Origin of the sequence: Pseudomonas sp. GCEP-101 (assembly GCF_025133575.1) — a bacterium.
GTDB lineage: Bacteria > Pseudomonadota > Gammaproteobacteria > Pseudomonadales > Pseudomonadaceae > Pseudomonas > Pseudomonas nitroreducens_B.
The window spans coordinates 2,352,001-2,364,415 of record NZ_CP104011.1; the positions used below are offsets into that span (position 1 = coordinate 2,352,001).

The following is a 12,415-nucleotide window of genomic DNA, read 5'->3' on the forward strand; positions in this document are numbered from 1 at the left end:
CTGGGTGGCGGCACACCACCAGAGGAAAAGAGCATGAAACCGGAAATCCATCCCGCGTACGAAGAAATCGAAGCCACCTGCAGCTGCGGCAACGTGATCAAGACCCGTTCGACCCTGTGCAAGGCTATCCACCTGGACGTCTGCTCCGAATGCCACCCGTTCTACACCGGCAAGCAGAAAGTCCTGGACACCGGCGGCCGTATCGATCGCTTCAACCAGCGTTTCGCCATGTTCGGCGGCAAGAAGTAAGATCGATTTCCGGAAAGAGCCTTCATGGTTTCTTACGGCATCTCGAAAAAGGCGTCCCTCGTGGGCGCCTTTTTTATGGCCGTCCTTTTTACCCTGGACGCCAGCGCCGCTGCCTGCCCGACGCCTTCGTCGCCAGAAACGGTGCGCGTGGCGCGGGTGGTGGACGGTGACACGCTCAAGCTGGCCGACGGCCGCAGCGTCCGCCTGATCGGCGTGAACGCCCCGGAACTGGCCCACCACGGCCGCTCCGAAGAGCCCTTCGCCGTGGCCGCCCAGCGCCGCCTGCAGGAACTGGTGGCGGCCAACGACGGCGAGGTCGGCCTGGTCATCGGTCGGCAGGGCAAGGACAAGTACGGCCGCACCCTCGCGCACACCTATGACGCCCGCGGCAACAACCTCGAATCCCGCCTGCTCGCCGAAGGCCTGGGCTACCTTGTAGCTATCGCTCCCAACACCGATCTCGCGGCCTGCCAGCAGGCGGCCGAGCGCGAGGCCCGCGGCGCCAAGCGGGGGCTGTGGAAGAAGTCCCCGGTGCAGACGGCCGAGCAGCTTCACGACAGCGGGTTTGCCGTGGTGCGCGGGCGGGTCCGGCAGGTGCAACGCAACCGCGGCGGCCTGTGGATCGATCTCGACGGCCCGCTGGTGCTGCGGATCGAGGCCAGGCTGGTGAGGGGCTTTGACGATGCAACCCTGCGCGACCTCGAGGGTCGACAGGTAGAGGCGCGCGGCTGGGTCATCGACCGCGCCGAGCGCGGTGGCGTGAAACCTGGACAGGCGCGCTGGATGCTGCCTGTGACCGACCCGGCGATGATGGAGGTATTGCCATGAGCGTGCGCTCGTTCGGAATCCTGGCCCTGCTGGCGCTGCTGAGTGTCCTCGGCGGCTGCGCCACCAACCCGGCCACCGGCAAGTCTGACTTCGTGATGATGAGCGAGCAGAGCGAGCTGGAGATGGGCCAGAAGTACAGCCAGGAGATCCTCAAGCAGTACCCGCGTTACGAGGACGCCAGGCTGCAGGCCTATGTCCAGCAGGTCGGCGAGCGCGTCGCCCGCGCCGGTGACCGGCCAACCCTGCAGTACCACTTCACCGTCATCGACACCCCCGACATCAACGCCTTCGCCCTGCCCGGCGGCTACATCTATATCCACCGCGGGCTGATGGCGTACCTGGGCTCCGAAGCGGAGCTGGCCGCCGTGCTCGGCCACGAGGTCGGCCACGTCACCGCGCGCCACAGCGTGCGCCAGCAGAGCCAGTCCAGCGCCTGGAACATTCTCGGCCAGGCCGTGGCCATCGGCACCGGGGTCGGCGCGGCGGCGGACCTGACCAACGTGCTCGGCACCGCCTTCGTGCGTGGCTACGGCCGCGACATGGAACTGGAGGCCGACGGCCTTGGGGCCAAGTACCTGGCCCGCGCCGGCTACGACCCGACCGCCATGATCCAGGTGGTGCGAGTGCTGAAGAACCAGGAAGACTTCGCCCGCGACGAGGCCGCGCGCAAGGGCCAGGCAGCCCAGCCAGTGGGCTACCACGGGCTCTTCGATACCCACCCGGACAACGACCAGCGCCTGAAGCAGGTGATCGGCCCCGCCCAGGCCCTGGCTGGCAACAGCCAGCATGAGATCGGCGCCGAGCGCTACCTGAAGGCCATCGACGGCATGCCCTTCGGCGACTCCGCCGCCAGCGGCGTGCGCCGCGGCCAGAGCTTCTACCATGCCGAGCTGGACTTCACCCTGACCTATCCGGCCGGCTGGGGCATCCTCAACCAGCCCACCGCGCTGGTGGGCTACACCGCCGACCAGCAGGCCTACATCGGCATGAAGCTGGTGCCGCGCGACGGCCAGCTGACCCCGGCGGAATTCCTGCGCAAGGGCGCGGGTGGGCGGTTATCGAACGAAGAAAGCTTCCAGCAGGCCGGCCTCGACGTCGCCACCGGCGTGGTGCCCGGCTCGCCGGCACGCCGCGCGGCGGTGATCTACCAGAAGGACCACGCCTACCTGTTCATCGGTGTGGTCAAAGGTCGCGCCTCGCTGGAGAGCGAAGACGACAACTTCATGCGGGTCATCCGCAGCTTCCGGCCGATGCGCGCGGACGAACAGAAGCTTGCGCAACCGCGCCGGATCGCCGTCATTCAGGTCAAATCCGGGCAGACTGTCGAGCAGTTCGCGAAGGCCGAATCCGGTCCGGAATCTGACTCGATAAATCGTATACGTTTATTGAATGACTTGTATCCAACTGGTCAGCCAAAAGCTGGCGATTGGCTGAAAGTCGTACGCTAGAGGTCTTGACAGCAGGGGCTTGGGCTACCTTGGCAGGTGCGGGGTTTGTGCGTATGCTCGGACCCCCGTCTGTCCAACAAGCAACAAAAGCGGAAGTGCCCAAATGTCTGATCTCAAGACCGCTGCCCTCGAATATCACGCCCAACCCCGCCCCGGTAAGCTGAGCGTCGAGCTGACCAAGCCGACCGTCACCGCCCGCGACCTGTCGCTGGCGTACAGCCCGGGCGTCGCCGAGCCGGTGCGCGAAATCGCGCGTGATCCGGAACTGGCCTTCAAGTACACCGGCAAGGGCAACCTGGTCGCGGTCATTTCCGACGGCACCGCCATTCTCGGCCTGGGCAACCTCGGCCCGCTGGCCTCCAAGCCGGTCATGGAAGGCAAGGGCGTGCTGTTCAAGCGCTTCGCCGGTGTCGACGTGTTCGACATCGAAGTCGACGCCGAGAGCCCGCAGGCCTTCATCGATACCGTCAAGCGCATCTCCATCACCTTCGGCGGCATCAACCTGGAAGACATCAAGGCACCCGAGTGCTTCGAGATCGAGCGCGCCCTGATCGAGCAGTGCGACATCCCGGTCTTCCACGATGACCAGCACGGCACCGCCATCGTCACCGCCGCCGGCATGCTCAACGCCCTGGAAATCGCCGGCAAGCAGCTGGAAACCGCGAAGATCGTCTGCCTGGGCGCCGGCGCCGCCGCCATCTCCTGCATGAAGCTGCTGGTGAGCATGGGTGCCAAGGTCGAGAACATCTACATGATCGACCGCCAGGGCGTGATCCACGCCGGCCGCAACGACCTGAACCAGTACAAGGCGGTGTTCGCCACCGAAACCGACAAGCGCACCCTGTCCGACGCCCTCGACGGCGCCGACGTGTTCGTCGGCCTCTCCGGCGCGAACCTGCTGAGCGCCGAAGACCTCAAGCGCATGGCGCCGAACCCGATCGTCTTCGCCTGCTCCAACCCGGACCCGGAAATCAAGCCGGAACTGGCCCACGCCACCCGCGACGACGTGATCATGGCCACCGGCCGTTCGGACTACCCGAACCAGGTCAACAACGTGCTGGGCTTCCCCTTCATCTTCCGCGGTGCCCTGGACGTGCGCGCCACCCGCATCAACGAAGAAATGAAGATCGCCGCCGCCCTGGCCCTGCGTGACCTGGCCAAGCTGCCGGTACCCAAGGACGTGTGCGACGCCTACGGCGTGAGCGCCATTGAGTTCGGCCGCGAGTACATCATTCCGAAACCGATGGACAAGCGCCTGATCACCATCGTCTCCGATGCCGTGGCCAAGGCTGCCATCGAGACCGGCGTGGCGACCCTGCCGTATCCGAAGCATTACCCGCTGCAGTCGGTGGAAGACGTCTTCAAAGGCTGATTCCGTCTGACATGAAAACCCCGCCTCGGCGGGGTTTTCTTTTTTCAGCGTACGAAACGAAGAGTTACCTATTACTGACTGAAGGCAGGGGCCTTCAGAAAGTGCCGGACTATCCTTCCCCGCTCATGCATTGACGCGTCCGCTGCCCCGGAGCGGGCCGGGCGCATGGGGGACATCATGAATCGCACATTGCTGGCAGTCGCCGCCCTGGCGGCCGGCGCCGGGCTCATCGGGTGCGCCGGCGCGCCATCGATGAGCTGGGAGCGGGTAGGGGATTCGGCGCAGCGCGCCGTGACCAGCGCCGACGTCTGGGCTCCGGTGGCCGGCGCGGCGGTGATCGCCGCTGGCGGCTGGGACCACTCCTGGCAGAAATCGGCGAGCAACCACGACTGGTTCTTCGGCGGCGACGCCAACCAGGCTGCCGACCGCATGCTCAACCTGGCCACCGGCCTGAGCGTCGTCACCGCCCTGGTGGCCGCTCCCAAGGACACGGGCAGCGAGGAAACGTGGAGCTGGCGCGGGCGCAACCTGGCGCTGCTGACGGCGGACCGCTACGCGGTGACCGGCTTCGTCGAGGAGGCCAAGGAATGGTCCGGGCGCGAACGGCCGGACGGCATTCCCGACGACTCCTTCCCGTCCAAGCACACCGCCGTGACGGCCGTGCACACCAGCTTCACCCGCCGCAACCTGGACTACATCGACATGGACCCGACCTGGCGCTACACCGCCAAGGCCGGGCTCTACACCCTCGACGGGCTGACCGCGCTGTCACGCGTGGAAGGCGACAAGCACTATCCCACCGATGTGCTGGTGGGGATGGCGGTGGGCAACTTCTTCGCCAACTTCACCTACAACCTGTTCCTCGAGGGGCCGCCGAGCGAGCGCTACAACGTCGCGGTGGTGCCCGAAACCGGCGGCGGCATGAGCCTGCGCGCAGCGATGCTGTTCTGAAGTTGGCGTGGCGCCGGGAGCAGCGTCTAGTCTTCAGTGCTTCTCCCTGGACGACGCCCCCGATGCCGCTGCGCGTGCTGCTGATCTTCCTGTTCCTGTGCATTGCCAGCGCGACACGGGCCGGGGAAGTGCTGCGCATCGCCGCCGACCGCTGGCCGCCCTATGCCGACCGCCAGTTGCCCGGCAACGGCGTGGCGGTGCACCTGGTGCAGACGGCGCTGCAGCGCGCCGGCTATGCCAGCGAATACATCGAGGTGCCCTGGCCGCGCGTGCTGCACGGGGTGGCCAATGGCGAATACGACCTGGTGGCGGACGCCTGGTATGCGCCCGAGCGCGAAGCCTTCGCCGTGTACTCCGAGCCGTATCTGGTCAACCGTGTGCGCCTGATCAAGCGCCACGGCTCGCCGATCACCTTCAGCAAGCTGGCGGACCTCTACCCGTACCGCATCGCCATGGTGCGCGGCTACGCCTATTCCGACGCCTTCAACAATGACCCGAAGCTGCAGCGGGTGGCGGTGTTCAGCTTCGTCAACGCGGCGCTGATGCTGCAGGCCGGGCGCGTGGACCTGACCCTGGAAGACGAGATCACCGCCCGCGTGCACTTCAACGGCGACCTGGCCGAACTCAAGGACCAGCTGGAATTCCTGCCGGTGCCGCTGACCGAGAACGGCCTGCACATCCTGGTCGGCCGGCATGTGCCGAATCACGCGGCGATCGTCACCGGGTTCAACAAGGCGATCCGCGAGATGCGCGAGGACGGCAGCTACGAGGCGCTGATGCGCGAGCATGGGTTGTAAGGCTTTTCGTAGGAGCGAGCTTGCTCGCGAACCGCACTCGGTTGCCTCTGTTCACGAGCAAGGGCTAGGTGCCCGGTCCTGCAGGAAGGCGCGTCAGGCGGCGTCGGCCTGCTCCGGGCCGATGTCCTTCTTCAGCAGGTGCGCGGCCAGGGTGCGCAGCGGGGTGAGCTGGCGGCAAATGAGCGCCAGTTGGGTCTGCACCAGACGGTGGGCGTCGTCCTGCTCCTCGGGCAGCTCTTCCAGGCGCTTGGCCAGGGCCTCTTCCGCGTCGCTGTAGATGTCCACCGGGCGCCGTTCGTTGAGGCGCGCGGCGATGTCGTCGAGGCTGTGGGTCAGGCGTTCGGCCGCCTCGGCGATGAGCTCGTCGTTGACGTCCGGCGGCAGCTGGTGGCGGTGCGCGCCAAGGGCGGAAAGGTAGCTGAGCAGGGTGTGCGAGAGCACCAGGAAGCGGAAGCCGATCTCCGCGTCCTTCCGGAAGTGGCCGGGCTCCAGCAGCATGTTCGACAGCGTGGTGGAGAGCGTCGCGTCGGCGTTGTGCGCGTTGCGCCGGGCGGTGCGGTAGGCCAGGTCGTCGCGCTTGCCGTTGGCGTACTGCTGCATGATCTCGCGCAGGTAGCGGCTGTTGCAGGCCAGGGTGCCGCCGACCAGCCGGTGCAGGCTGCGCCCCTGCCAGTCGGGCAGCACCAGGAACACCGCGATGCCGGCGATCACGGCACCGAGCAGGGTATCGAACAGGCGCGGCAGGATCAGCCCGTAACCGTCGCCCACCTGGTTGAAGCAGAACAGCACCAGCAGCGTGATCGCCGCCGTCGCCAGGGTGTAGCGCGTGCTCCGCGTGGCGAAGAAGGCGACCCCCGCGACCACCGCCAGCAGCGACTGGATCAGCGGGTTGGGGAACAGGTCGATCAGCGCCCAGCCGGCCACCAGGCCGACCAGCGTGCCGAGGATCCGCTGCACCAGGCGGATGCGCGTGGCGCCATAGTTCGGCTGGCAGACGAACACCGTGGTGAGCATGATCCAGTAGCCCTGGGTCGGGTGGATCAGGTGCAGCACCCCGTAGCCGGCGGCCAGCGCCAGCGACAGGCGCAGGGCATGGCGGAACAGCAGCGAGGTCGGCGAAATCTGCAGGCGGATGCGCTCCAGCGCATCTTTCAGGGAGCGCGGCGAGCGGTCCAGCAGGGTGCTGTCCTGCTCGTCGTCGAGCATGTCGGGGTTGCTCGCCCCCGTGAGCTTTCTATCCAGCGTGGTGAGGTTGGCCGCCAGCGCGCCGAGGGAGCGCAGCAGGCCGCGCCAGGCCGGGTTGCCCTGCTGGCGCAGGTAGTCCAGCGAGGCATTGAGGTCGGCCAGGGCCAGTTCGCTGTCGTTGTAGTCGAACGGCTGGCGCAGCTGGATCGCCTTCGCCAGCGCCTTGCAGGCCTTGCCCTGCTGGTTGAGCAGACGCTGGCAGCGGAACAGCACGTCGCTGTGGAAGAAGGCCTCGGCCAGCTGGTTGTACGGATAGTGCGAGGAGCTGGCGCGTTCGTGGACGTCCTGGGCGATGAAGTAGAGCTTCAGGTAGCGGCTGATCTTCGGGCTCGGGCGCCCGTGGGACAGGCGCGCGAGGATGGTTTCCTTGGCCTGGTTGAGCGCCACCACGACCCGCCCGTTCTGCCGCGCCAGGGCCAGGCGCTGGGCCTCGACGTCGAGCTGGCGCAGCGGCTCGAGCAGGGTCGACTTGATCTTCAGGTACTCGCCCAGCTCCAGGAACAGTTTGGCCAGGCTCTGCTGCACCGGCTGGTTGGCGAACAGCGCGTTCCACAGCACCGAAAGCAGGCCGTACCAGAGCGCGCCGGCGACCAGCAGCAGCGGCTCGCGCCAGAAGTCGGTGGGCGTGCCGCCGCGCTGGTCGACGCCGATCATGGTGTAGATCGACAGGATCAGGGTCGCCGAGGCAATGGCGGCGTAGCGCTCGCCCAGGGCGCCGAGCAGCGTCATGGCGAAGGTCGAGAGCGCAAGGCCGGCGACGAACAGCGGCGGATAGGGGAACAGCAGCTCCACGGCGAAGGCGGCGATGGTGAAGCACGCCAGGGTCACCAGCAGCGCCTGCAGCCGGCCCAGCCAGTGGTCGTCGGTTTCCGCCAGGGCGCTGGCGATGACGCCGAGGAACAGCGGGATCACCAGCGCCGGCTGCCCTTGCAGCCAGCAGGCGAGCATGACCCCGCTGAGGGCGACGAACACCCGCAGGCTGTAGGCGAACTTGTCCAGCGCCCAGAGGCGCCGCAGAGACTGGAGCAGAGGGGAGGAGAACATGCGCGTGCGGGACTTCCGTATGTCTGCTGCTCAGACTAGCGGAACGTCTGCCGCGCTGCTATCGCGAGCGCGACAGGTTGGATGTCGCCTGCGCAGGAGCGGACTTCGTCCGCGATAGATTCGCCTCGCGCCGGAGACCATCGCGGACGGAGTCCGCTCCTACGCGAGCGGCAGCGCGAGCGCCAACCTGTGGGAGCGGCAGGGCGGGCACCAACCTGTAGGAGCGAGCTTGCTCGCGAACCGCCCCGTACTGGCGCTGCCGGATAGCCCGTTCGCGAGCAAGCTCGCTCCTACAGGGCTACCTGATCGATCGCCTTGGGTGGGATCAGAGAATCCGCGCCTTGAACGAGCGGCCCTTGATCTTGCCTTCGTTGAAGTGCTTCAGCGCCTGCTTGGCGGCGTCGCGTTCGACGGCGACGAAGGCCTGGAAGTCGAAGATGGCGATCTTGCCGACCTGCGTGCCCTTGAGGCCCGCATCGCCGGTCAGGGCGCCGAGGATGTCGCCGGGGCGCAGCTTGTCCTTGCGCCCGCCGGCGATGGCCAGGGTGGTCATCGGCGGCAGCAGCGGGGCGTCGTTGGCCTTGAGGAAGTCGATGCGCTCCCAGTTCAGCGGCGCGCCCTGCAGGTCTTCGATGGCCTGGGCGCGGCTGGCCTCGGCCGGCGTCACCAGCGACAGCGCCAGGCCCTTCTCGCCGGCGCGGCCGCTGCGGCCGATGCGGTGCACGTGGACCTGCGCATCGCGCGACAGCTCGACGTTGATCACCGCTTCCAACGCGGCGATGTCCAGCCCGCGCGCGGCCACGTCGGTGGCGACCAGCACGCTGCAGCTGCGGTTGGCGAACATGGTCAGCACCTGGTCGCGCTCGCGCTGCTCCAGGTCGCCGTGCAGGGCCAGGGCGGAAATCTTGCGCGCCGTGAGTTGCTCGACCACTTCCGTGCACTGCTGGCGGGTATGGCAGAAGGCGACGCAGGACTGCGGGCGGAAATGCTGCAACAGGCGCACGACGGCATCCAGGCGCTGCTTCGCGTCGATCTCGTAGAAATGCTGCTCGATCTGGCTGTCGTCGTGCAGCGCTTCCACTTCCACGCGCTCGGGGTTCTTCAGGAACTTCGCCGCCAGTTGGCCGATGCCCTCGGGGTACGTGGCGGAGAACAGCAGGGTCTGCCGACGCGCCGGCGCCTGGCCGATGATGTCGGCGATGCTGTCGTAGAAGCCCATGTCGAGCATGCGGTCGGCTTCGTCGAGCACCAGGGTGTTGAGGCCGTCGAGCTTCAGGGTGCCGCGGCGCAGGTGTTCCTGGATGCGCCCGGGCGTGCCTACCACGACGTGGGCGCCGTGCTCCAGCGAGCCGATCTGCGGGCCGAAGGGCACGCCGCCGCAGAGGGTCAGCACCTTGATGTTGTCGGCGGCGCGGGCCAGGCGGCGGATTTCCTTGGCCACCTGGTCGGCCAGCTCGCGGGTCGGGCACAGCACCAGCGCCTGGCAGCCGAAGTAGCGCGGATTCAGCGGGCTGAGCAGGCCGATGCCGAAGGCGGCGGTCTTGCCGCTGCCGGTCTTGGCCTGAGCGATGAGATCGCGGCCCTTGAGGATCGCCGGCAGCGCGGCGGCCTGGATCGGCGTCATCTCGCGGTAGCCGAGGGAGTCGAGGTTGGCTAGCAGGTCGGCCGACAGCGCGAGGCTGGAAAATGCAGAGGTGGTCACGAAGGGAGCCCGGGTGAATCCATATGGCCGCGCAGTGTAGCAGGAAGAGCACCCTCAGCAGGGCTGAGAAGCCGATATGGCAAGGGTTTGAGGCCACTCGTCCGAATTTCCCGAAGTGCCGATAAACGGTTTTTTCAAGAGATTCGCTTTCCGCGAATTTTTGTCGTAGAGTTCCCGGACTGTGTTTGCATGGGTCGCCGTCGATCGTGACCTGATGCGGTCGGTTATTCCACCCCGTCCTGCTCGACTCCTTGTAACTCCTTGCAACTCAGTTCCTGGCCACTCGTGGCTAATTTTCAAAATATGTTCCAAGGAGAACACCATGTCGAATCGTCAGAACGGCACCGTCAAGTGGTTCAACGAAACCAAAGGCTACGGCTTCATTACCCCGGAAAGCGGCCCGGACGTATTCGTTCACTTCCGCGCTATCGAAGGTAACGGCTTCAAGACCCTGGCCGAAGGCCAGAAAGTCAGCTTCGAAGTCGTGCAGGGCCAGAAAGGCATGCAGGCCGAGCGCGTACAGGTGATCAACTAAGATCCCCTGGCGTCAGCCAAAGAACCCCGGGTGGAAACATCCGGGGTTTTTTATTGCCTATGGCAATGCCACGTTACTGCCATCGAACTTCCGGAGCCGCCATCCATGCCTTTTTCCGCCTTTCGCCTGCTGTTCGCCGGCCTGCTCGTGTCCGGCAGCGCCGTGGCCGCCGACGCGCCTGCGCAGCCCACGACCTGGGGCTGGGTCGAGACGCTCACGCTGATGCCCGAGCAGGCGCCCCTCAAGGCCAAGCTGGATACCGGCGCGCAGACCTCGGTGATGGATGCGCGCAACATCACCCGGATCAAGAAGAACGGCGAGCGCTGGGTGCAGTACGACGTGATGCTCACCGACCCGGCCACCGGCAAGGAGCAGCGCCTGCCTTTCGAGCGGCGCGTCGAGCGGGTGCTCAAGTTCAAGACCGAGGGCGGCGTCGAGCGCAGCCCGGTGGTGCTGATGGACGTGTGCCTGGGCGGCAAGGTCTACCGCGAGCAGTTCACCCTGCGTGACCGCCAGACCCTGGACTACCCGGTACTGCTCGGGCGTCGCACCCTGGAACACCTGGGCGCGGTGGACGCTTCGAAGACCCAGACCGTCGCGCCCACCTGCAAGCCCTGATCAGTGCTCCTCCACGCCATGCTCCGGTTCGACCCGGCGTGGCGTGGTGCGGCCGTCTTCGGCGTTGAGCTGGAAGAAGATCGCCGCCGCCAGCATCGAGAGAATGCCGACGCTGAAGTAGGTGGCGTGGAAGGCTGACAGCACGTCGTCCTGCACGCTTTCCTGATCCCCGGTGAAGCCGCCCAGCAGCGCCGCCGCGCAGGCGATGCCCATGCCGATGGACAGCTGCATGACCACCGACAGCAGGCTGTTGCCGGCGCTGGCATTGTCGTCGCGCAGGTCGATCAGGGTCAGGGTGTTCATCGCGGTGAACTGCAGCGAGTTGATCCCGCCCAGCACCGCCAGTTGCACCAGCAGCAGGATGTACGAGGTGTTCTGGTCCACCAGCCCGAGGCTGGCGATCATCGCCCCCAGCAGCAGTGTGTTGCTCACCAGCAGCTTGCGGTAGCCGAACAGGTCCAGCAGCGGCCGGGCCAGCGACTTGATGACCATGGCCGACAGCGCCATCGGGATCATCGTCATCCCCGCGCGCGAGGGCGAGAAGCCCAGGCCAACCTGCAGCAGCAGCGGCGTGAGGAAGGGCAGGGAGCCGCTGCCCAGGCGCGCGAACAGGTTGCCCAGCACCCCCACGGCGAAGGTGCGGGTGCGGAACAGCGCCGGCGGGAACAGGGGCGCCTCGATGCGCAGCGCGCGCAGCCAGTACGCCGCCAGCAGTACCAGCCCGCCCACCAGCAGCAGGACCACGCGCACGTGGGGCATGTGCAGTTCGCCCAGGCCCTCCAGGGCGATGGTGATCAGCACCATGGCGCCGCCAAACAGCAAAAAGCCGATCGAGTCGAAGCGCGTTGCGCGTACGCCGCGCAGGTCCGGCATCAGGCGCAGGGCCACGATGAAGCCGACCAGGCCCACCGGCAGGTTGATCAGGAAGATCCAGTGCCAGCTGGCGTACTCCACCAACCAGCCGCCCAGCGTCGGGCCGGCCAGCGGGCCGAGCAGGCCGGGGATGGTGACGAAGCTGAGGATGCGCACCAGGTCCGTGCGCGGGTACACGCGCAGGATCACCAGGCGCCCGACCGGCATCATCAGCGCGCCGCCGATCCCCTGCACCACGCGGGCGGCGACCAGGGTGCCGAGGCTGGTGGACAGCGCACAGAGCAGCGAGCCCAGGCTGAACAGGAAGATCGCGAAGAGGAACACCCGGCGCGTGCCGAAGCGGTCGGAAATCCACCCGGAGGAGGGGATCAGCAGCGCCACGGTTAGCAGGTAGGCGATCACCACGCCCTGCATGCGCAGCGGGTCCTCTGCCAGGGAGCGGGCCATGCTCGGCAGCGCGGTGTTGAGGATGGTGCCGTCCAGGGCCTGCATGAAGAAGGCGATGGCCACCAGCCAGGGCAGCAGGCGGGCCACGCGGGGCGTGAGGATGAAGGGTTCGCTCATGGTCGGTCCGTCGGGCGGGGATGGCTCTAGCTTAGGGAAACTTTGGCGATTGCGGGAGAAATCGGTGCGCGTGAAGTACGACAGCGGCTGCGGAACCGTCCGATGTGATTGTTCCGAATGACCACGTCGCCCACGGCGCCGGGGAAGTTCCCCGGCGCCATCGGTGAACGGCGTCGCGTGGCGGCGCTG

The 12,415-nt window shown here is 66.9% G+C and carries 11 protein-coding genes; 8 read left to right on the forward strand and 3 right to left on the reverse strand.

Annotated features, from left to right (window positions below; translation table 11 throughout):
- Nucleotides 1-33 precede the first annotated feature (33 nt).
- The 6 genes from rpmE (at nt 34) to N0B71_RS10690 (ending at nt 5,645) form a co-directional block, all read left to right on the forward strand.
- Nucleotides 34-249: a 50S ribosomal protein L31 gene (rpmE, locus tag N0B71_RS10665; RefSeq protein ID WP_017520174.1), complete on the forward strand. Its 216-nt coding sequence runs from the start codon at nt 34-36 to the stop codon at nt 247-249.
- A 75-nt stretch (nt 250-324) separates the two neighbouring features.
- A complete protein-coding gene (locus tag N0B71_RS10670) occupies nt 325-1,077 on the forward strand; it encodes a thermonuclease family protein (protein ID WP_259758880.1) in 753 nt (250 codons plus the stop codon).
- On the forward strand, nt 1,074-2,525 hold the full coding sequence (locus N0B71_RS10675) for a M48 family metalloprotease (protein ID WP_442964655.1): 1,452 nt from the start codon (nt 1,074-1,076) through the stop codon (nt 2,523-2,525). The genes N0B71_RS10670 and N0B71_RS10675 overlap by 4 nt, the downstream gene beginning before the upstream one ends.
- Before the next feature lie 103 nt (nt 2,526-2,628).
- Nucleotides 2,629-3,897, forward strand: a complete 1,269-nt coding sequence (locus tag N0B71_RS10680; protein WP_259758882.1) for a malic enzyme-like NAD(P)-binding protein — start codon at nt 2,629-2,631, stop codon at nt 3,895-3,897.
- A gap of 177 nt (nt 3,898-4,074) precedes the next feature.
- Entirely contained in the window at nt 4,075-4,848 is a 774-nt protein-coding gene (locus N0B71_RS10685; protein ID WP_259758883.1) for a phosphatase PAP2 family protein, read from the forward strand.
- Nucleotides 4,849-4,910: 62 nt separating this feature from the next.
- Nucleotides 4,911-5,645 (forward strand): substrate-binding periplasmic protein, encoded by a 735-nt coding sequence (locus N0B71_RS10690; protein WP_259758885.1) that lies wholly within the window; start codon nt 4,911-4,913, stop codon nt 5,643-5,645.
- Nucleotides 5,646-5,738: 93 nt separating this feature from the next.
- Here the strand turns inward: N0B71_RS10690 and yccS are convergent, their stop codons facing one another.
- Entirely contained in the window at nt 5,739-7,934 is a 2,196-nt protein-coding gene (gene yccS / locus N0B71_RS10695) for a YccS family putative transporter (RefSeq protein ID WP_259758886.1), read from the reverse strand.
- Nucleotides 7,935-8,259: 325 nt separating this feature from the next.
- Entirely contained in the window at nt 8,260-9,636 is a 1,377-nt protein-coding gene (dbpA, locus tag N0B71_RS10700) for an ATP-dependent RNA helicase DbpA (RefSeq protein ID WP_259758888.1), read from the reverse strand.
- 322 nt (nt 9,637-9,958) lie between these two features.
- Between dbpA and N0B71_RS10705 the strand changes: the two genes are divergently transcribed.
- Entirely contained in the window at nt 9,959-10,171 is a 213-nt protein-coding gene (locus tag N0B71_RS10705) for a cold-shock protein (protein WP_015475193.1), read from the forward strand.
- 105 nt (nt 10,172-10,276) lie between these two features.
- Nucleotides 10,277-10,789: a retropepsin-like aspartic peptidase RloA3 gene (gene rloA3 / locus N0B71_RS10710; RefSeq protein WP_259758889.1), complete on the forward strand. Its 513-nt coding sequence runs from the start codon at nt 10,277-10,279 to the stop codon at nt 10,787-10,789.
- Here the strand turns inward: rloA3 and mdtD are convergent, their stop codons facing one another.
- The gene (gene mdtD, locus N0B71_RS10715; protein ID WP_259758891.1) at nt 10,790-12,226 is read right to left on the reverse strand and encodes a multidrug transporter subunit MdtD; all 1,437 of its coding nucleotides are present in this window, start codon (nt 12,224-12,226) and stop codon (nt 10,790-10,792) included.
- Nucleotides 12,227-12,415: the final 189 nt, after the last annotated feature.